19 protein-coding genes are annotated in these 20,542 nt (G+C 58.5%); 7 read left to right on the top strand and 12 right to left on the bottom strand.

The genetic code is table 11. The annotated features are described in order from the left end of the window. Positions 1–167 precede the first annotated feature (167 nt). Both V8689_RS28455 and V8689_RS28450 read right to left on the bottom strand, forming a co-directional pair. Entirely contained in the window at positions 168–551 is a 384-nt protein-coding gene (locus V8689_RS28455) for a PaaI family thioesterase (protein WP_056782612.1), read from the bottom strand. Then, entirely contained in the window at positions 551–2,875 is a 2,325-nt protein-coding gene (locus V8689_RS28450) for a Tex family protein (RefSeq protein ID WP_056782613.1), read from the bottom strand. The genes V8689_RS28455 and V8689_RS28450 overlap by 1 nt, the downstream gene beginning before the upstream one ends. 356 nt (positions 2,876–3,231) lie before the next feature. Between V8689_RS28450 and ompR the strand changes: the two genes are divergently transcribed. Beyond that, complete coding sequence (gene ompR, locus V8689_RS28445; RefSeq protein WP_003187669.1) at positions 3,232–3,972, top strand: osmolarity response regulator transcription factor OmpR; 741 nt, start codon at positions 3,232–3,234, stop codon at positions 3,970–3,972. A 117-nt stretch (positions 3,973–4,089) separates the two neighbouring features. Beyond that, positions 4,090–5,403, top strand: a complete 1,314-nt coding sequence (locus V8689_RS28440; protein WP_003187671.1) for an ATP-binding protein — start codon at positions 4,090–4,092, stop codon at positions 5,401–5,403. A gap of 606 nt (positions 5,404–6,009) precedes the next feature. Here the strand turns inward: V8689_RS28440 and rimK are convergent. From rimK to V8689_RS28425, 3 genes are all read right to left on the bottom strand, one after another. Next, positions 6,010–6,915, bottom strand: coding sequence for a 30S ribosomal protein S6--L-glutamate ligase (gene rimK, locus V8689_RS28435; protein WP_003187674.1), 906 nt, complete (start codon positions 6,913–6,915; stop codon positions 6,010–6,012). Next, positions 6,912–7,328: an ATP-dependent zinc protease family protein gene (locus V8689_RS28430; RefSeq protein WP_229999889.1), complete on the bottom strand. Its 417-nt coding sequence runs from the start codon at positions 7,326–7,328 to the stop codon at positions 6,912–6,914. The genes rimK and V8689_RS28430 overlap by 4 nt, the downstream gene beginning before the upstream one ends. 79 nt (positions 7,329–7,407) lie before the next feature. Continuing rightward, a complete protein-coding gene (locus tag V8689_RS28425) occupies positions 7,408–8,187 on the bottom strand; it encodes an EAL domain-containing protein (protein ID WP_056782614.1) in 780 nt (259 codons plus the stop codon). 116 nt (positions 8,188–8,303) lie between these two features. Here V8689_RS28425 and V8689_RS28420 point away from each other — a divergent pair, with 116 nt between their 5' ends. Further along, on the top strand, positions 8,304–8,711 hold the full coding sequence (locus tag V8689_RS28420; RefSeq protein ID WP_056782615.1) for an RNA-binding S4 domain-containing protein: 408 nt from the start codon (positions 8,304–8,306) through the stop codon (positions 8,709–8,711). 213 nt (positions 8,712–8,924) lie between these two features. On the opposite strand, the gene V8689_RS28415 is transcribed toward V8689_RS28420, so the two are convergent. Next, the gene (locus V8689_RS28415) at positions 8,925–9,728 is read right to left on the bottom strand and encodes a phosphatase PAP2 family protein (protein WP_056782616.1); all 804 of its coding nucleotides are present in this window, start codon (positions 9,726–9,728) and stop codon (positions 8,925–8,927) included. Positions 9,729–9,852: 124 nt separating this feature from the next. Here V8689_RS28415 and hslO point away from each other — a divergent pair, with 124 nt between their 5' ends. Beyond that, positions 9,853–10,755: an Hsp33 family molecular chaperone HslO gene (gene hslO / locus V8689_RS28410; RefSeq protein WP_003187686.1), complete on the top strand. Its 903-nt coding sequence runs from the start codon at positions 9,853–9,855 to the stop codon at positions 10,753–10,755. A 179-nt stretch (positions 10,756–10,934) separates the two neighbouring features. Continuing rightward, positions 10,935–12,476, top strand: a complete 1,542-nt coding sequence (locus V8689_RS28405; RefSeq protein WP_056782617.1) for a phosphoenolpyruvate carboxykinase — start codon at positions 10,935–10,937, stop codon at positions 12,474–12,476. Between the two features lie 59 nt (positions 12,477–12,535). Here the strand turns inward: V8689_RS28405 and V8689_RS28400 are convergent, their stop codons facing one another. The 6 genes from V8689_RS28400 to V8689_RS28375 form a co-directional block, all read right to left on the bottom strand. Continuing rightward, positions 12,536–13,399 (bottom strand): DMT family transporter, encoded by an 864-nt coding sequence (locus V8689_RS28400; RefSeq protein ID WP_223816939.1) that lies wholly within the window; start codon positions 13,397–13,399, stop codon positions 12,536–12,538. 159 nt (positions 13,400–13,558) lie between these two features. Next, positions 13,559–13,915, bottom strand: a complete 357-nt coding sequence (locus V8689_RS28395; RefSeq protein WP_056782619.1) for a DUF1493 family protein — start codon at positions 13,913–13,915, stop codon at positions 13,559–13,561. A gap of 695 nt (positions 13,916–14,610) precedes the next feature. Then, positions 14,611–14,967 (bottom strand): DUF1493 family protein, encoded by a 357-nt coding sequence (locus V8689_RS28390; protein WP_282390263.1) that lies wholly within the window; start codon positions 14,965–14,967, stop codon positions 14,611–14,613. A 785-nt stretch (positions 14,968–15,752) separates the two neighbouring features. Then, the gene (locus tag V8689_RS28385) at positions 15,753–16,076 is read right to left on the bottom strand and encodes a hypothetical protein (RefSeq protein WP_056782620.1); all 324 of its coding nucleotides are present in this window, start codon (positions 16,074–16,076) and stop codon (positions 15,753–15,755) included. A gap of 170 nt (positions 16,077–16,246) precedes the next feature. After that, complete coding sequence (locus tag V8689_RS28380) at positions 16,247–16,846, bottom strand: putative adenosine monophosphate-protein transferase Fic (protein WP_056782621.1); 600 nt, start codon at positions 16,844–16,846, stop codon at positions 16,247–16,249. Beyond that, the gene (locus V8689_RS28375; protein WP_150073543.1) at positions 16,846–17,016 is read right to left on the bottom strand and encodes a YhfG family protein; all 171 of its coding nucleotides are present in this window, start codon (positions 17,014–17,016) and stop codon (positions 16,846–16,848) included. The genes V8689_RS28380 and V8689_RS28375 overlap by 1 nt, the downstream gene beginning before the upstream one ends. A 175-nt stretch (positions 17,017–17,191) precedes the next feature. Here V8689_RS28375 and V8689_RS28370 point away from each other — a divergent pair, with 175 nt between their 5' ends. Together V8689_RS28370 and V8689_RS28365 are read left to right on the top strand one after the other, a co-directional pair. Further along, on the top strand, positions 17,192–18,367 hold the full coding sequence (locus V8689_RS28370; RefSeq protein ID WP_056782622.1) for a tetratricopeptide repeat protein: 1,176 nt from the start codon (positions 17,192–17,194) through the stop codon (positions 18,365–18,367). A gap of 226 nt (positions 18,368–18,593) precedes the next feature. Further along, positions 18,594–20,531 (top strand): RecQ family ATP-dependent DNA helicase, encoded by a 1,938-nt coding sequence (locus V8689_RS28365; protein WP_056782623.1) that lies wholly within the window; start codon positions 18,594–18,596, stop codon positions 20,529–20,531. The last annotated feature ends 11 nt before the right edge of the window (positions 20,532–20,542 follow it).

The following is a 20,542-nucleotide window of genomic DNA, read 5'->3' as shown; positions in this document are numbered from 1 at the left end:
ACGGTCTACAAGGGTGAAGTTGAAACTGGCGTGATCGCCTGGTTTTGAGTCGATTTGACCCGCTCTGAATTTGCCGACTTCACTCCATGAATTGGGCTACAGCGCAGCGAGAAAATTCCGACGCTGTTATCGCAGCGCCGAAATTAACTCAAATCGGGGGTGGGGAGCTATAGGACAGCGAACGTGCCCTGCGCTTTTGCGACAAGTCTTTCGCCTTGGTACACCTCGGCCTCGACCACCAGGGTGCGGCGACCGGCGTGGATCACCCGGCTGGTGCAGAGCACATCACCGTCTTCTACAGCGCGGATATAGTTGATCTTGCATTCGATGGTAGCGCTCTGCTGGTCAAAACCATGGGCGCTGGAACAGGCCAGGCCCATGGTGATGTCCACCAGGCTGAAAATCGCCCCGCCATGGAGCTTGCCTGCGCGGTTGCGCAGGTGCGGCTCCAGGGTCAGGGCCACCTCGGCAACGCCCTCTTCCAGGCGTTGCAGGCGGCAGCCGATCAGTTCGCTGAAGGCGCTCTGGGTCAAACCGGCCGGCATCTCCATCAGCGCTTCTTCAGCTGTTTAGCGTTGGCAAACAGCGACGCCATGGCGTTGTTGCTTGGCGCGGCGGCTGTGGTTTCCTTGCGCGGCGCGTTGTTCTGCGACTGGCGCGGCGCCGAACCTGGGCGAGCGCCACGGGCACCGTCGATTTTCTCGCCGGGGGTGTCGCTCATGCGCATCGACAGGCCCACGCGTTTACGCGGGATGTCGACTTCCATGACCTTGACCTTGACCACGTCACCGGCTTTCACCGCTTCACGTGGGTCCTTGATGAACTTCTCCGAAAGCGCGGAGATATGCACCAAACCGTCCTGATGCACGCCGATATCCACGAATGCGCCGAAGTTGGTCACGTTGGTTACCACGCCTTCGAGGATCATGCCCGGTTGCAGGTCCTTGAGGTCTTCGACGCCGTCCTGGAACTCGGCGGTCTTGAACTCGGGGCGCGGGTCGCGACCCGGTTTCTCCAGCTCTTGCAGGATATCGGTGATGGTCGGCACACCGAAGGTTTCGTCGGTGTACTTCTTCGGATCCAGACGCTTGAGGAACGCGGCATCACCGATCAACGAACGGATATCGCGGTCGGTCTCGGCGGCAATGCGTTGCACCAATGGGTAGGCTTCCGGGTGAACCGCAGAGGCGTCCAGCGGGTTGTCGCCGTTCATTACGCGTAGGAAACCAGCAGCCTGTTCAAAGGTTTTTTCGCCCAGGCGTGCGACTTTTTTCAGCGCGGCGCGGGTTTTGAACGCGCCGTTTTCGTCGCGGTGACTGACGATGTTCTGCGCCAGGGTGGCGTTGAGGCCGGAGATCCGCGCCAGCAGGGCCACGGACGCGGTGTTCACATCCACGCCCACGGCGTTTACGCAGTCTTCCACCACAGCATCCAGCCCGCGTGCCAGTTTGAGCTGCGACACGTCGTGCTGGTACTGGCCGACGCCGATGGATTTAGGGTCGATCTTCACCAGTTCGGCCAGCGGGTCTTGCAGGCGACGGGCGATGGACACCGCGCCACGGATCGACACGTCGAGGTCCGGGAATTCCTTGGAGGCCAACTCCGACGCCGAGTACACCGAAGCGCCTGCTTCGGAGACCATGACCTTGGTCATCTTCATGGCTGGGTATTTTTTGATCAGCTCGGCGGCCAGCTTGTCGGTTTCGCGGCTGGCAGTGCCGTTGCCGATGGCGATCAGGTCCACCGCGTGCTTGGCGCACAGGGCGGCCAGGATCGCCAGAGTCTGGTCCCACTTGTTGTGCGGAACGTGCGGGTACACGGTGGCGTGGTCCAGCAGCTTGCCGGTAGCATCGACCACCGCGACTTTGCAACCGGTGCGCAGGCCCGGGTCGAGGCCCAGGGTGGCACGCGGGCCGGCCGGTGCGGCCAACAGCAGGTCGTGCAGGTTGTGGGCGAACACGTTGATCGCCTCGGTTTCGGCGCCGTCGCGCAACTCGCCGAGCAGGTCGGTTTCCAGGTGGGTGTAGAGCTTGACCTTCCAGGTCCAGCGCACCACTTCGCCAAGCCACTTGTCTGCCGGGCGGTTCTGGTTCTGGATGCCGAATTGTTGACCGATCATGCCTTCGCACGGGTGCATGGTGCCCGGCAGCTCGTCACCGACCTTCAACGCGGAGCTGAGAATGCCTTCGTTGCGGCCGCGGAAAATCGCCAGGGCGCGGTGGGACGGCATGCTTTTGAGCGGCTCGTCGTGTTCGAAGTAGTCGCGGAACTTGGCGCCTTCTTCCTCTTTGCCGGCGATGACGCGGGCGCTGAGGATGGCTTCTTGCTTGAGGTAGGTACGCAGTTTTTCCAGGAGGCTGGCGTTTTCGGCGAAGCGCTCCATCAGGATGTACTTGGCGCCTTCGAGGGCGGCCTTGACGTCGGCGACGCCTTTTTCAGCATCGATAAAGCGTGCGGCTTCGGTTTCTGGCGTCAGCGACGGGTCGTTGAACAGGCCATCGGCCAAATCACCCAGGCCGGCTTCCAGGGCGATCTGGCCCTTTGTACGACGTTTCTGTTTGTACGGCAGGTAAAGGTCTTCGAGGCGGGTCTTGGTGTCGGCGAGCTTGATGTCGCGTTCCAGTTGCGGGGTCAACTTGCCCTGTTCCTCGATGCTGGCGAGGATGCTGATACGCCGCTCGTCGAGTTCTCGCAGGTAGCGCAGGCGCTCTTCCAGGTGCCGCAGTTGGGTGTCGTCGAGGCTGCCGGTCACTTCTTTTCGGTAACGGGCGATGAAAGGCACCGTGGAGCCTTCATCCAGTAGAGCGACGGCCGCTTCGACCTGTTGTGGGCGTACGCCGAGTTCCTCGGCGATGCGGCTGTTGATGCTGTCCATAAAACCACCTGAAATTCTTAAAATCAGCGCGCCGGCCCGTTAAACAAGGCACGGCGAGGCTGGTTGAGCGGCCCGACTGGCGCCGCTGCCTGGGTCAAGAGGCTGGCTATTGACCCTCGAAATCGAAAAATTCACGACAAGCGGGTAAAAAAAGCCCGGCAGCAAACGGTAACGATCTGACGTTGCCCCGCACGCAGGCGCCGCATTATAACCAGCGTTCTGCCCTTGGGGGCTACTGCGCCGCAGGTTGTAGGGCGCGGGTTCGCTGGCAGTAGATGAAAAATCTGCTAACAATGCACACGGTGCGTATAACGGCAGCTACGCCATAATGCGCGCCGAGATAAGAGGAGCATCCAATGAGCAGCACCGCACAAACTGCTGAAGGCGAAAAAATTCTCATCGTTGATGACGATCCGGGGCTGAGCAGCCTGCTGGAGCGTTTTTTCAACTCCAAGGGCTATCGTGCCCGCGCGGTGCCGAACACCGAGCAGATGGATCGCCTGTTAGGGCGTGAAGTCTTCAATCTGGTCGTACTCGACCTGATGCTGCCCGGCGAAGACGGCCTCACCGCGTGCAAGCGCCTGCGCGGTGCGAACAACCAGATCCCGATCATCATGCTCACCGCCAAGGGCGATGAACTGAGCCGTATCAAAGGCCTGGAACTGGGTGCTGATGACTACCTGGCCAAACCGTTCAACCCCGATGAGCTGATGGCGCGGGTCAAGGCCGTGTTGCGTCGCCAGGCACCGGCGGTACCGGGCGCACCGGGCAGCGAAGACGAAAGCGTCACCTTTGGCGACTACGAACTGTCGCTGGCTACCCGTGAGCTCAAGCGCGGTGAAGAAGTGCACATGCTCACCACCGGTGAATTCGCAGTGCTCAAGGCCTTGGTGATGAACGCTCGCCAGCCGCTGACCCGTGACAAGCTGATGAACCTGGCCCGTGGCCGGGAATGGGACGCCCTGGAGCGCTCCATTGATGTGCAGATTTCCCGACTGCGCCGGATGATCGAGCCAGACCCGTCCAAGCCGCGGTATATCCAGACCGTGTGGGGTGTGGGTTATGTGTTTGTGCCGGATGGCACCGCAACCAAGTGACCGATGATTTGCAGGGGCGGGTATCCTGGCGTTTGACCCCATGAAGGTCGACGGGATGCCCGGCGTCTGCAATTCTGCGAGCACCGCTCGTTCCTGCAAGGTGTGCAGCTTTCATCTATGAAAACCCCGCTGTGGTTCCCACAAAGTTTCTTCTCCCGCACCCTCTGGCTGGTGCTTATTGTCGTTCTGTTTTCCAAGGCGCTCACGCTGGTTTATCTGCTGATGAACGAAGACGTGCTGGTAGACCGGCAGTACAGCCATGGCGTCGCCCTGACGTTGCGTGGTTATTGGGCGGTAGACCCTGAGAACCGCGAAAAGGTAGCCAAGGCATCGACCCTGACTCGGGTGGACGGCGCCGGTGTGCCTGAAGGCGAACAACATTGGCCTTACAGCGAAATTTACCAGCGCCAGATGCAGGCCGAATTGGGTGCCGACACCGAGGTGCGCCTGCGTATGCATGTTTCGCCTGCGCTGTGGGTGCGAGCGCCCAGCCTGGGGGATGCGTGGATCAAAGTTCCGCTTTATCCGCACCCGCTGCGGGGGCAAAAAATCTGGAACGTGTTGGGTTGGTTCCTGGCCATTGGCTTGCTCTCAACGGCGTCTGCGTGGATTTTCGTCCGCCAGCTCAACCAACCCCTCAAACGCCTGGTGTTTGCCGCTCGCCAACTGGGCCAGGGCCGCAGTGTGCGCCTGCCGGTCAGCGACACGCCCAGTGAGATGACCGAGGTGTACGGCGCGTTCAACCAAATGGCGGAAGACGTCGAACAAGCTGGGCGCGAGCGCGAGTTGATGCTGGCGGGGGTGTCCCATGACTTGCGCACGCCGCTGACGCGATTGCGGTTGTCCCTGGAGTTGATGGGTGACCATACCGACCTCACCGATGACATGGTGCGCGACATCGAAGACATGGACGCCATCCTGGACCAGTTCCTGGCGTTCATCCGTGACGGGCGGGATGAAGTAGTCGAAGAGGTCGACCTCACCGACCTCGTGCGTGAGGTGGTTGCGCCCTATAACCAGAATGGTGAGCAGGTGCGCACGCGCCTGGAGCCGATCCAGCCGTTCGCCTTACGCCGGGTGTCGATGAAGCGCCTGCTGAACAACTTGATTGGCAACGCCTTGCACCATGCCGGTTCCGATGTGGAAGTGGCCGCGTACGTCTCCGGCGACAGTGCCGCCCCTTACGTGGTGCTGAGTGTGATGGACCGTGGCACAGGAATCGATCCGGCGGAACTGGAAGGTATCTTCAACCCCTTCACCCGTGGTGACCGAGCCCGAGGTGGCAAGGGCACCGGGTTGGGGTTGGCGATTGTGCGGCGGATTGCGTCGATGCATGGCGGCAATGTTGAGTTGCGCAACCGCGAAGGCGGCGGGTTGGAGGCGCGGGTGCGGCTGCCGCTGGGGTTGATGCTGCCTAGAGACGCTGTCTAATAAGCTATATGAATGCAAATGTGGGGGCTGGCTTGCCTGCGAAGAGGGCGGTACATTCAACATCGTTGTTGACTGAGCTACCGCTATCGCAGCATAGGTATCTACACAATTTTGTACGTTGTAGCAGCCGACGGTAACTACGATGCGAAGCGAGTCGCTCTTGATCTTAATCTGCTTTTGATCTTAGGCGCCCCGTTAAACCACGCTGGCCGGAATTCGACATTGATTTGGGGGGTAAACCGGCAGGGATGCCGGTTTAGCCGCCCCGCGCCATGGATGGCGCGTGGCGGCGGCCCCCCAAATCAATGTCGGATTACGGGCACACCGAGCCTAGGCGAGGTGCCGAGTGGTGGGGCAAGAGCGTTTTGCTTACTTTTGCGCTTTTCAAAAGTGAGCCGCTGTCAGAGCGGAACCCTAGGTGGCCGTTACCGCAGGAATGGATATGTACTCGGTATAACTGTGTTGATTGTCAGGCCGCCTTCGCGAGCAAGCCCGCTCCCACATTGGGACCGAGGGGCGCCAGGTAGATAGCCGCCGGCTGGCAGGCCGCTATCGCAGGCAAGCCAGCTCCCACAGTGGTTTGTGGCGGGTGGTAGGTGTGGGTATTCAGCCCTTGCCCTTGGTCCGAGTCATATTCGGTCCGCCATTCTTCTCCAGATGCTGAATGATGATCCCCGCCACATCCTTACCGGTGGTGGTTTCGATCCCTTCCAGGCCTGGCGATGAGTTCACTTCCATCACCAGCGGGCCATGATTGGAGCGCAGGATGTCCACGCCCGCCACGCTCAGCCCCATCACCTTGGCCGCACGCAGCGCGGTCATGCGTTCTTCAGGGGTGATTTTGATCAGGCTGGCGCTTCCGCCACGGTGCAGGTTGGAGCGGAACTCACCGGGCTTGGCCTGGCGCTTCATGGCCGCAATCACCTTGTCGCCCACCACGAAGCAGCGAATGTCCGCGCCGCCAGCTTCCTTGATGTATTCCTGCACCATGATGTTCTGCTTGAGGCCCATGAACGCCTCAATCACCGACTCCGCTGCCGTTGCTGTTTCACACAGCACCACGCCGATGCCCTGGGTGCCTTCGAGCACCTTGATCACCAGCGGTGCGCCGTTGACCATCTCGATCAGGTCGGGAATGTCATCCGGGGAGTGGGCAAAACCGGTGACTGGCAGGCCGATGCCCCGGCGCGACAGCAGTTGCAGGGAACGCAGCTTGTCCCGCGAGCGCGCAATGGCCACGGATTCATTCAGCGGAAACACCCCCATCATTTCAAACTGGCGCAATACCGCGCAGCCATAGAACGTCACCGAAGCGCCGATACGCGGGATCACCGCATCAAAGCCTTCCAGGGGCTTGCCCCGGTAGTGGATCTGCGGCTTGTGGCTGGCGATGTTCATGTAGGCACGCAACGTGTCGATTACCACCATTTCATGGCCACGTTCAGTGCCGGCCTCGACCAGGCGGCGGGTGGAATACAGACGCGGGTTTCGCGACAGCACAGCAATCTTCATGCAGCACCTGGGGCAGAAATAGTGGAGACCGGGAACACCGGCTTGTCTTGAACGTACTTGAGGCCCGGATTGACCACCAATTGGCCGTCAATCAGCGCCTTGGAGCCCAGCAGCAGGCGGTAACGCATGGCTTTGCGACAGGCGAGGGTGAACTCCACCCGCCATACCCGATCACCCAGGGCCAGGGTGGTGCTGATCACATAGCGCACCTGTGCATGGCCGTTGGAGCTCTTGATGGTTTTCATCGTCACCAGGGGCGCTTCACAGCGCCGGTGACGCAATTGCACCACGCTGCCCAGGTGCGCGGTAAATCGCACCCACTTTTCACCGTCGCGCTCAAAGGGCTCGATATCGGTGGCGTGCAGGCTTGAGGTGCTGGCGCCGGTGTCGATCTTCGCGCGCAGGCCCGCCACTCCCAAGTCGGGAAGTGCCACCCACTCACGCAGACCTACAACGGTCAAATGGTCAAATGTCTTCAATAGGGTTAACCGGTCAATTTGCCCAGGCTTGAGGAGATACCTCAGCCAACGCTTTGAATGCAGGCTTGGCGAACCAGAAACCCTGCATCAGAAATATTCCGCAGTCGGATAGGAAGTCGCGCTCGCCGGCACTTTCGATGCCCTCGGCGATGACAGTAACCCCCAACTGCTCACAGATTGTGACAATCCCCCGGACGATCACCTGACGGACACGATCCTGGTCGACATCGCGAATCAGCGCCATGTCGAGCTTGATCAAATCAGGTTGGAAATCGGCCAGCAGGTTCAGCCCCGAATAGCCCGCACCGAAGTCGTCGATGGCGGTCTTGAAGCCGAATTCGCGGTATTCACGCAGAATATTCGTCAAATGGCGATAGTTATCTACGTGCTCGCTTTCCAGGGTCTCGAAAATCAGCCGGCCCAGCGGGAAATTGTGCGCCCGGGCGGCCTCCAGCGTGCTGCGGATACACAGCTCCGGGCGATATACGGCATTGGGCATGAAGTTGATGGAAAGGTGAGTCTGCATGCCCAAGGCAGCGGCACCGGCGATGGCTTTGGTCCGGCAGCGCTGGTCGAAGCGGTAGCGATTGGTTTCGTTGACCTGAGCCAGCACCGACAGCGCGCCCTCTCCCTGGGTACCGCGCACCAAGGCTTCGTGGGCGAATATCGAATGGTCACGCAGATCTACGATAGGCTGGTAGGCAAACGCAAAATCGAACCCCAGCGGCTCGCTTTGCTGGCAGCCCACGCACCGCTGGTTGGGCGAGGTGAGTGAAACGGGAAAGTCGGTCACGGCGTATCCTCGCGAAAACAGGGTGCTACCTGGCGTATCTTAGGTGAGCCTGGGGGTTTATGCGTCGAAGGGTTTCAACGGTAAAGTTGCGACATTTTTCAGAGCGAGGAATTCAAGTGGCTCAAAAGCAGGAAGAGCAAGAGAAGGTCCGGTTGGACAAGTGGTTGTGGGCAGCCCGGTTCTACAAGACCCGCGCCCTGGCCAAGGCGGCTATAGAGAGCGGCAAGGTGCATCATCGCGGCGAGCGCTGCAAGCCGGGCAAGGAGCCGCGCGTCGGTGACGAGTTTCAGATTCGTACAGGTTTTGATGAAAAAACCATCGTGGTGCAGGCACTTTCCATCGTACGCCGCGGCGCGCCTGAAGCGCAGGCGCTGTATGCGGAAACCGAAGCCAGCATTGCCAAGCGTGAGAACGCTGCGGCCATGCGCAAGGCGGGGGCTTCAGGCTTGACCACCGATGGTAAGCCGAGCAAGAAGCAACGCCGCGATCTGTTCAAGTTTCGCGGCAGCGGCAATGACGATTGATTGCACGAATCGCCTATGCAAACTCGATCAAATGTGGGAGCAGGCCAGCTTTTTTGTAGGAGCGAGCTTGCTCGCGAAAAACGTCAACGATAACGCGTGTTTGCTGAATGAACGCGGCGCCTGTAAGTTTTTCGCGAGCAAGCTCGCTCCTACAGAAGGGGATGCCCGCTTAACTGACTGGCATTAGGGCAAACCCACTTTTAGCCCAGGGGGTTACGGCGTTGTGCGCATGACACTCAACCGCCCAATAACGGGCAACTTGCTCAGTAGCCCGAAAAGCGGCGCCGTCATGCGCAACAAAGCGCCCGATACCTTCGCCGCAAACGGCGTGTAATACCCCCACCCCAACGCCAACAGCGCCAGCAGCACGCCGCCGATGTAATCATCCTGGCCCCAGTGCGCGCCGGCGACCAGCCGCGGCATCATGAACAGCAGCGCCAGGCCCCAGATCACCAGCACCTGGCCGATGCGCCGGGCGAACACGCTCATGAACATCGCCCAGATCAACAGCACCGAAGCATGGTCGCCGGGGAAGCTCTGGCTCGAGCGGTCCTTCAGCTCCCAGGTTTTCTCCAGCCCTGGGAAAAAGTCGCTCATTTGAATCGCGCCGCTGATGACCATCGACGGGCTACTGTGCTGCCAGTCCATGTGCGCCGCGAGTTTGGAGAACAGCATGCGGATAAACAGCAACAGCAGCAGGATGCCGAGGAAGCCAAAAAACGCCTGGCGCACCTGCACGGCCTTGAACACCCAGTCGCCGCGAATCAGCAGCGCCAGCAAAATCACGCCGACCACTGCATCAAACGGCCGCAGGCTCGCCACGGCCCATACATGCAACCAGGTCGAGTTCGTGGCCAATGGGCCATTGAGCAGGTGAAACAGCCACTCGTCGAAAATCACACAGAGCATCTGGCCCGTGGGCCACAGCCAAAAACACAGCAGCCCCATAGCGAGTAGATTGCAAAGAGCCCATCGCCGGAGGTTCCAGTTGGCTTGGAACAAACCCGGATTGTTCATAAACTGTCCCTCATCGCTCTATTGTGCTCCTTGAATTCAGGAGAAGTCGCACCAAGATGGTGCTAAAGCGTTTAATTTTATAAACCTTGTAATCATTTTGTCATCACTTCAGATACCCAGACCTATGACTGATCTACCGGATACCGACTTCACCCAACGCTTCATCTTCGATGAGAGCGATGCCCGCGGCGAGATGGTTTCGTTGGAGCTCAGCTATGCCGAAGTCCTTGCCAAACACGCCTATCCGGAGCCAGTCGCGCAATTGCTCGGCGAGTTGATGGCCGCCGCGGCGCTGCTGGTGGGCACCATGAAGTTCGACGGTTTGCTGATTTTGCAGGCGCGTTCCGAAGGGCCGGTGCCCATGTTGATGATCGAGTGCTCCAGCGAGCGCGAGATCCGTGGCCTGGCTCGTTATGACGCTGAGCAGATTGCTGCGGACGCTACCCTGGCCGACCTGATGCCCAACGGCGTCCTGGCCCTGACTGTCGACCCGACCGAAGGCCAGCGCTACCAGGGTATTGTCGACCTCGACGGCCAAACCCTGTCGGAATGCTTCACCAACTACTTCGTCATGTCCCAGCAAGTGGGCACCAAGTTCTGGCTTAACGCCGACGGCAAGCGCGCTCGCGGTTTGCTGGTGCAACAACTGCCGGCCGATCGCATCAAGGATGAGGATGACCGTGCCGAAAGCTGGCGGCATATCATCGCCCTGGCCGACACCTTGAAGGCCGAAGAACTGCTGGGCCTGGACAACGAAACCATCCTGCACCGCCTCTACCACGAAGAGGCTGTACGCCTGTTCGACGCACAAGGCCTGCGCTTCAATTGCAGTTGCTCGCGCGAGCGTTCCGGCAACGCGCTGGTCAGCCTGGGCCTGGAAGATGCGCAAAACCTGGTGGTGGAACATGGCGGCCATATCGAGATCGACTGCCAGTTCTGCAACCAGCGCTACCTGTTCGATGCGGCTGATGTAGCGCAATTGTTCGCTGGCGCAGGCAGCGACACCCCTTCCGACACCCGCCACTAAAACGTTTAAGCACAGGTAAATCACCTGACAAACGCCGGATTAGAGGTGTTCTGACGGGAGGGCCCTACTCTTTTTGGGCTTTTCTGGCATAATCCGGCCCACTTTTTTCGCGGTAGTAGTGCGCAACTTTCTACTACAAAACGTTTGGAGCACTCGGCCATAGGCCGACGGGGAACCTCATGACGCAAGCCAATAACGCCGTATACACCGATCTGAGTGTTGACGATCTGGTCAAAGAAGCCCTGCAGCGCGGTGAAGGCGTGCTTGCCGATACTGGCGCGCTGGTCGTAGAAACCGGTCACCGCACCGGTCGTTCGCCGGTTGACCGTTTCATCGTTGAAGAGCCTTCCACCCAGGACGCCATTGCCTGGGGCCCGATCAACCGCAAGTTCCCGGCCGACAAGTTCGATGCCCTGTGGGCTCGCGTCGAGGCCTTCAACAACGCGCAAGAGCATTTCGTTTCCCATGTTCACGTAGGGGCTGCAGAAGACCACTACCTGGCCGTGAAAATGACCACCCAGACTGCCTGGCAGAACCTGTTCGGTCGTTGCCTGTTCATCAATCCGGCCCAGTACAACCCGGCCGGTCGTGAAGAGTGGCAAGTGCTCAACGTGGCCAACTTCGAGTGCGTGCCTGAGCGTGACGGCACCAACTCCGACGGTTGCGTGATCCTCAACTTCGCCCAGAAAAAAGTACTGATTGCCGGCATGCGTTACGCCGGTGAAATGAAAAAAGCCATGTTCTCGGTGCAGAACTTCCTGCTGCCGGCTGCCGACGTTCTGCCAATGCACTGCGCCGCCAACATCGGCGAAGCAGGCGACGTGACCCTGTTCTTCGGCCTGTCCGGCACTGGCAAGACCACCCTGTCGGCCGACGAAAGCCGTTACCTGATCGGTGACGACGAGCACGGCTGGGGCGAAGGCGTGGTGTTCAACATCGAAGGCGGTTGCTATGCCAAGTGCATCGACCTGTCCGAGAAGAACGAGCCGGTTATCTGGAAAGCCATCAAGCATGGCGCGGTGCTGGAAAACGTCGTGATCGACGAGGCCAAGCACGCCGACTACGCCGACGTCAGCCTGACCCAGAACAGCCGTGCCGCCTACCCGCTGGAGCACGTTGCCAAGCGTTCCGAAAAGAACCTGGGCGGCGAGCCAAACGCAGTGATCTTCCTGACCTGCGACCTGACCGGCGTACTGCCGCCAGTGTCGATCCTCAGCGAAGAACAAGCGGCCTACCACTTCCTGTCCGGCTACACCGCTCTGGTGGGTTCGACCGAAATGGGTTCGGGCAGCGGCATCAAGTCGACGTTCTCCACCTGCTTCGGCGCGCCGTTCTTCCCACGCCCGGCTGGCGAATACGCAGAGCTTCTGATCAAGCGCATCCGTGGTTTCGGCTCCAAGGTCTACCTGGTCAACACCGGCTGGACCGGCGGCGGCTACGGCGTTGGTAAACGCTTCAACATCCCGACCACTCGCGGCGTGATTGCAGCGATCCAGAGCGGTGCGTTGATCGGTGCGCAAACCGAACACCTGAACACCATCAACCTCGACGTGCCATTGGCCGTACCGGGCGTTGAAACCGGCCTGTTGAACCCACGCAACACCTGGGCTGACAAGGCTGCCTACGACGAAGCCGCGAAGGCGCTGGCTGGCCTGTTCATCGAAAACTTCAAGAAGTTTGAAGTCAGCGATGCGATCAAGGCGGCGGGTCCTAAGTTGTAAGATTCGCTGGTTGTAAAAAAGCCGCCTCTTAAGTAGGCGGCTTTTTTATGCGCGAACGATTAGTCGGCGATGTGCAGTACCACTGCACCGACCAGTACCAGCACGACGCCGGCCACCTGCACCGCTGACAATCGTTCCTTGAAGAACACAAACCCCAAAATCGCCGCAATCCCTCCCGACAGCGTACTGATCACCGTCACCACCGACACCGAGCCGGCCATCGCGCCCCACGAAAACGCCGAAAACCCGCCGAGGTTCATCACGCTCGCCCCGGTCAACGTCGCGCAGTTTTTCAGCGGCGGGATCTTCAAGCCATCCTTGATCTTCAGCACCATCACCACCAGCACGCACAGGCCCACCAGGTAGCCGAGCCACAACATGCTGATCGGCCCCAGCGCCGGCAGTGTGTAGCGGCCTTGCAGCCAGAAACTGGTGCCATACAAGGCTGCGGCGAACATGGCGTAGGCAATCGACAGGCGCGGGTTGTTGTGGGGCGTACCGTTGTCCTTGTGAATGCTGGACAGCACAACGCCGATTACGCACAGGGCGATGCAGCCCAGTTGTATCGGGCTGATGTGCTCACCGCTGGCCCAGGAGAGCAGGGTGGTTACCACTCCATAGGACGTCACCAGCGGCGCGACGATGGCCGCTTTGCCCAAGGCAAAGGCTTTGGACAGCGCAAGGGCGCCGGACACTGTCAGCAGGGCGGCGGCCATACCCAAAAGCCAGACGCTGAAAGGCGCATCAAGGGATTTGAAAAGGAATGCCGGGAAAATGACCAGCAGAAGGGTCATGATCAAAAAACCGAGGGCTTGGCCGAAATACACCGCGCGTTTAACGCCAACGGCGCGGGCGTTGAGGCCCACCAGAAAGTCCGTGCCACCCCAGAGCAGGGCGGCCAGCAGGCCCATTGTTACGTCCATGTAAGGTCCTTGTTTGTATACCGATCGCCAGCTTAGCGCAGTCCCAATGTGGGAGCGGGCTTGCTCGCGAATGCAATGTATCTGTAACGTAAATATTGGCTGACACGCCGCATTCGCGAGCAAGCCCGCTCCCACATTTTGTGCTCAGTGTTGCTCAGGTCAGCTCAGGTTTTCCAGCGTTTGCGTGTCCCAGCTATGGTTCTTGATCGCCAGGTAGAGCATGCCGATGGTCAGCGGGACCTTGTCGCCACGGCCTTTGGCGCGACGTTTCAGGAACACGTCGAACACCGGCGGCTGGAAGTAACGATAAGCGTCGTAGTCACCCAGGTCGACCCCGAAATCCTGTTCCAGCGCCTCCATGAATTGCTTGGCGTCAGCGCCATCGCAACCCAGGTCGAAGTTCAGCGTCGTGTGCAGGCCAATGGTCTTGTGTTTTGGCAAGTCGATTTCTTCATGTAGCAATTGCATAAGTTGCTGCATGACAGGGTCTTCGGGGAAGTTGGGAGAAAGGTTCATGGTGGTTGCAATCATCAAAGGGTGAGTGTTTTTTACCCTGCTATAGATATTCGAGGTGCTCAGCAACCCGATGCCTGTCACAAAGGCGACTATCGGCAGACTTTCAAGCTGTGCCCCTATGATCCAGGACGTGGCATACAACAGAAGTGTTGGACCGGTTATCAATAGGCAGAGCCCGAGCCATTTTCTGAGTAGGGGCAACCTTATTGTTCTATCAATGAAAGCGGCCAGTATTAAGAAGAGCAGCAAATTGATCCACTGAATGTATTCATTCATAGCACCAGCCACCCTGGCAATCCCGGTTTGCCAGTACCAAGGCGAATCATCGTGAAGGTGATGCCATAGTGGCTGATGTGTTGAGTCCTTTCTATGTTCACAAATTATGCCGAGAGCGTTGGGAGAAGGGGCTAGTTTCGTCCAGGCAAAGGGCTTTTCTGTAGAGGGGCGAGACACTGTTTGAAGCAGTTTGGGAAACGGACGACGCGCCGTTTTTTGGTTTCTTACAATGCCTTCCTGCATTTTATGACTTGATACCGATTCTGCTGGCAGAACCGAGCAAATGTGGGCGCCGGCTTTTTGTAGGAGCGAGCTTGCTCGCGAAAAACGTCAACGATAACGCGTGCTTCCTGAATAAACGCGGCGCCTGTGAGTTTTTCGCGAGCAAGCTCGCTCCTACAAAAAAATCTTCATTGGAGTCAGCTCAGGTTTTCCAGCGTTTGCGTGTCCCAGCTGTGAGTCTTGATCGCCAGGTAGAGCATGCCGATGGTCAACGGGATCTTGTCACCACGGCCCTTGGCGCGACGCTTCAGGAACACGTCGAACATCGGTGGCTGAAAGTAACGATAAGCGTCGTAGTCGCTTAGGTCGACCCGGAAATCCTGTTCGAGCGCCTCCATGAATTGCTTGGCCTCAACGCCATCGCAAGCAAGATCGAAGTTGAGCGAGGTTTGCAGGCTAATGGTCTTGTGTTTCGGCAGACCGATTTCTTCATGCAGCAATTGCAGGAGTTGCTGGATGACAGGGTCTTCGGGGAGGTTGGGGGCCAGGTTCATGGTGGGGGTGCGTAGGAGTGGGTGAGGGGGCCTTTTACGTTGCAGGCGGTATTTGTTTCGCGTGATGAAGAGAGCCAAGCCTATCAAAAACAAGGCCAGGGGAAGAAGTTGAATGTTCAGGACAATGGCGATGTAGGGTAGCCAGAACAACAGAAGCAGTCCCGTTACGATGAAGGTAACGGCGAAGCGCGTTCTTAACGTGCAGTCAGTGATTTGGTAATACAGCAGCAGATGGAGAGCGAATAATAGCGCTGTTTGTAGGTAAAGCCATTGACTAAAATTCATCTGGAGTACACATGCATTGAGACGCTTGAGCGCTGCGGGCCTATGCCACCGCTGACCTGAGCATCCAGGCCAATGACGATGTCTGCGCTGTGAAAGTTGCGGATCCTGCTATAAATCAAATCGCTGATAGCGTTCTCGAGGTTATTTTCAGTCGGCTACGCGTAACTGGAATAGAGGGTTGAACGGGTATTTGAAGCAGTTTGGGAAACGGACGACGTGCCGTTTTTTGGTTTCTTACAATGCCTTCCTGCATTTATGACTTGATACCGATTCTGCCGGCAGAACCGAGCAAATGTTGGCGCCGGCTTTTTGTAGGAGCGAGCTTGCTCGCGAAAAACGTCAACGGTAACGCGTCCTTCCTGGATAAACGCGGTGCCTGTGAGTTTTTCGCGAGCAAGCTCGCTCCTACGGGTATTAGGGCTTGCCCGCGATGGCGGTGTTTCAGGTTTGGGAATATAGCCTGATACGCCGCCATCGCAGGCAAGCCAGCTCCCACAGGTTTAGCTGTGTAGCGGATTGCTGTGTGGTGGCTGGTCGGTCTCTGGTTGCAGTTGTACGTGTTGCGTAGCTTCCAGCAAATCACAGCCGTCCTGAACGAGCAGGTACAGCGCATTGATGATGTGGGATATGTCTTTGGGGTCGGCGTGTTCGAAGGTCACGCAGGAGAAGGTTTCCAGTAAGTCGCTGGCGGCGCGGATACGCTGGTGGGCGGCGGATTGGATGTCTTCGGCTTTGGCGTCGGTGTCTATGAGAAGAGGGTGGGTGTCGGTGAAGTTAGTGCGTAACTGACGATAGCGATTGGTGGGAAGGTTCGGCTTTGTCATCACAGTGTTCCAATACAGATTCAAAGAAATACGCCAGAAGAGCTGGCACGTTGTCTCTGCTGTTTTTCGGGTGACCAAGCCCGATCGCTGAATTGGCAGCGACGAGCCCAACCTTAGAAGTGAGTTTGTTCTCGGGCAATAAACAGATGGTTTAATCGTTCGCGGTTCGATCAGACACTGAGAGGCTTGCTGATACACCGCTCAAAAATCGCTTCCAATCCCCGATAGTCACACGCCACCGCATCAATATTCGCGGGTATCCAGGCCGCATGTTTTACCAGCCACCAATTCACCGAAAACCCCGCATTCACGATGATCTGTTCAAACAGGATCCGCTGCGCCCGGCCATTTCCCTCGCGGAAGGGATGAATGACATTCAGGTCGCCATAAGCTTCAGCGATTTGACGCACAAGGTCAGCCTGAGTCGCACCAACATACCAATTGGCGTCTTGCATATGCCGGACGATTTTCGCCGCCTCTGGTGGAATACGCTCTGGGGTGCAAAACAGCGTGTCGCCTTTCTGGATGTTGACGCTGCGCAGTTCGCCGGCCCAGTCATAAATGTCACCGAACAGGATGCGGTGAATGTGTTGCAGACGATCAAGGTCGTAGGGCGGCGGAAAGAGTGGAAGGTTGCCTACGGCGATTTCGGATAGTTCCCGCTCGGCCTGGTGCAGGCGTGCTTCATCGAGCAAATCGAGGCGGTTGCGCAGGATGCTGCTACCGGGATAGCAGTACGGGGCCTGGCCCACCCCGTATTTGTCGAGCATCAGTGTGAGGTGTTGCGGTACTTGGCAAGAACGGCTTCGCGTGTCGGCAGGGGTTTGTCGACGTCGGTCGGTTGGGTATCGAACCCTTCCAGGCGCAGGCTGGCCAGGTAATTGGAACGGCGGATCTTGTGATAGTGATCCTGTTTTTGCTCAAACGTCAGTTCGCTCATCGCTGCGTCCTCTTGGAAAGCAAGGCTTGATTGTAGCGCAATGCGTAGCTCGGTAGGCGGGATAAAAACCCCGTCACAATCTGTATAAAAAATCTGCCAGCGAGCTCATTTCAGCGTATGTTTCACCGCAAAATCTTGTAGGGCGATTCCGCCCACTACTTAAAGGGAGTTAAGCATGGGTTTGCTTCGTGTCGCCTCGGCGATGTCTTTGTGTGCGGTGGCGTTTTCTGTCCAGGCCGAGCAGTTGCCGATTGAGGTGCTGAGTGCGGTGGTCAAGGACCAGAAAATCGCCGATGCCGAAGTGTTGCTGCAACGTAACGGCGCACAGAACGTGGTGGGCCGTACCAACGCGCAAGGCCAGGTCACGCTGACCAGTGAGGCGGCTGACGATGCCAGCAACCTGCTGATCATCAAGAAGCCTGGCTATTCCAACCTGGTGGTGAAGTGCCCGTGCAAAGGCATGACCTATGCCATCAGCCCGGTGATGGAAAACCTCGACGGCCTGCGTGTGGTGTTGACCTGGGGCAAGGCTCCGCGCGACCTCGACTCCCATATGATCTTCCCCGGCAACAACATCTTCTTCAACAATAAAAAGGGCACCGACGCCGAACTGGACGTGGATGACACCGACAGCTATGGCCCGGAAACCATCACCCTGCAGAAAAAGCACTACGGCGAAAGCTACGTCTATGCCGTGCACGACTATTCCAACAGCGGCTCTCCCACCTCCAGCGAGTTGTCCAACAGTGAGGCCAAGGTGTTCGTGTACATGGGGCAATCCCTGGTACGCACCTACTATGTGCCGCAGAACCGCACCGGCAACCTGTGGACCGTGTTCCGCATGACCGGCAGTGGCGACTTCCAGGACATCAACGCCTTCACCGGCGTGAGAGTCGGCGCCGAAGATGTGCTCAACGAGGTCAAGCCGTTGCTGGATGACAGCGTGGCCGTCACCGCCGTGACGGTGAGCTCGTCGGTACAGGCCGATGCGAAAAAGCTGAACCTCAAGGGCGAAGCGGCCTACCAGGCCGGTAACCTGGACCAGGCCATCGACTTCTTCCGTCAAGCCATCGAGCTGGATAATGGCTTCGGCAAGGCTTACGGCAACCTGGGCCTGGCGTATCAGAAAGCCGGCAATACTGCGGAGTCGATCTGGGCCAACCGCAAGGCTATCGCCCTGGCCAACGGTACCAATGCCGCGACCGTGCGTGCCGGTGCTTACTACAACATTGCACGCATCTATGAAGCGGCCGGCCAGTTCCCGGATGCGTTGCGTCATTACCAGTTGGCCAAAGAGCAAAAGGCCAACCCGGTGTATGACACGGCAATTGAGCGCGTGCAGAACCGTTGATTCAGCTGTAGCTCGGTTGTGAAATGTGGGGGAGGGCTCGCCAGCTCCCACATTTTTAATCTACTGCTTCCTGTTACGTTCTCAGAAACCTCCCACTTCGGCCCTAGGCCATCCCTCCCCCTGTGTATCATCCTGTCTCTTTTTTCCTTGCGACCTTTCTCGATTCGCCGAACTTACTGGGCTACGTTTTTAAGCCACGTTCAGCGGTCAATGGAGTGACAGCCTTATGCACGACACCCTCCAGCAGGTCTTTGGTTACCCACACTTTCGCTTGGGCCAGGAAGAGACGGTCAGCGCCGTGCTGGCTGGGCGTTCTGCCGCCGCCATTTTCCCTACGGGGTCGGGCAAATCCTTGTGTTACCAGCTGTCGGCCGTGTTGCTGCCGCACCTGACGCTGGTGGTGTCGCCGTTGCTGGCATTGATGCAGGACCAGTTGGGTTTCCTGCAGCGCCATGGCATTTCGGCGGGCAGTATCGATTCGGCCCAGAGCCGTGATGAAGCCAATGATGTCATGGCCCGTGCGCGATCGGGCGAGCTCAAGATCCTGATGATTTCCGTGGAGCGTTTGAAGAACGAGCGTTTCCGTAATTTCCTGAACAGCGTGCAGATCTCGTTGCTGGTGGTGGACGAGGCGCACTGTATTTCCGAATGGGGCCACAACTTCCGTCCGGATTATTTGAAGCTGCCGGACTACCAGCGCCAGTTCAACATCCCCCAGGCGCTGTTGCTGACGGCCACGGCCACGCCCAAGGTGATCGCCGACATGCAGGCCAAGTTCGCCATTGCTGCCGAGGATGTGGTGACCACGGGCTTCTATCGCTCCAACCTCAACCTGCTGGTGGAACCGGTCAGCGGCCACGACAAACGCCGCAGGCTGGTGGAGTGGATGAAAGCGCGGGCCAACCAGCCGAGTATCGTCTACGTCACCTTGCAGAAAACCGCCGAGCAGATTGCCGAGCATCTGAACCGCCACGGTATTCAGGCCGAGGCTTATCACGCGGGGTTGCCCCACGAAAAGCGCGAAGGCATCCAGCAGCGTTTCATGGGCGGGCGTTCCAATTGCATTGTGGCAACCATCGCGTTTGGCATGGGCATCGACAAGAGTGACATCCGCAATGTCGTGCACTTCGACTTGCCCAAGTCCATCGAGAACTACAGCCAGGAGATCGGCCGCGCCGGGCGTGACGGGCAGCCATCGGATTGCCTGGTGTTGGCCAACCGCGACAGCCTCAATGTGCTGGAAAACTTCGTGTACGGTGACACGCCGGAGCAGGAAGGCATTCGTCGTGTACTGGAGGAGTTGCAGGCGGCGCGCAGCGAAGGGCAGTGGGAGTTCCTGCTCAGGTCGCTGTCGGACCACAGCAATATTCGCGAGCTGCCGCTCAAGACGCTCCTGGTGCAATTGGAGCTCAAGGGCGTGATCGCACCGCGCTATGCGTTTTATGCGGAATACCGTTTCAAATACCTGATCGAGCCCGAGGCCCTACTGGCGCGCTTTTCTGGCGAACGGCAGCAGTTTGTCGCGGCGATCATCCAGGTATGCAAGCGCGCTAAAACCTGGGCGACGGTGGATTTCGATGCGCTTTATCAACAGCACAATGCCGAACGTAGCCGGGTGGTGAAGGCGCTGGATTATTTTCAGGAGCAGGGCCTGATCGAACTCGAAAGCAAGCAGATGACTGAGGTCTACAGTTTGCTCGACACCGATTTTGACCCGCAGGCGCTAAGCGCCGAGTTATACACAGGCTTCAAGCAGCATGAGGTGACGGAGGTCGCGCGGATACACGCCATGCTCGACCTGTTCGCCACCGAGCACTGCCTGGGGCAACGCCTGGCGCGCTACTTTGGTGATGAAAATGCGCCCCAGCGTTGCGGGCATTGTTCGGTGTGCCACGGCCAGGTTGCCCATCTGCCGGCGCCGCCGAGCCTGCCGTCGCTTGTGGATAAAAACTTCATGGGACTGTGCGGTGATTTTATCCACAGGCATCATGAGTACACGGGGGATTTGCCGAATGCGGAGCGTTTGACGCGTTTTCTTGGCGGTATCAGCGTACCGTTGTTTACCAAGTTGAAGGCGCGGGGCATTCCGGGTTTTGCTGCGCTGGAAGACTATCCCTACGCCGAGGTGCGCGACTGGGCCCATGCTCAATTGGATCAACTTTGACGAGACTTGCC

This window comes from Pseudomonas sp. AK181 (genome assembly GCF_051122975.1).
Taxonomy (GTDB): Bacteria; Pseudomonadota; Gammaproteobacteria; order Pseudomonadales; family Pseudomonadaceae; genus Aquipseudomonas; species Aquipseudomonas lactis.
This window is presented reverse-complemented; position numbering and strand designations above follow the sequence as displayed.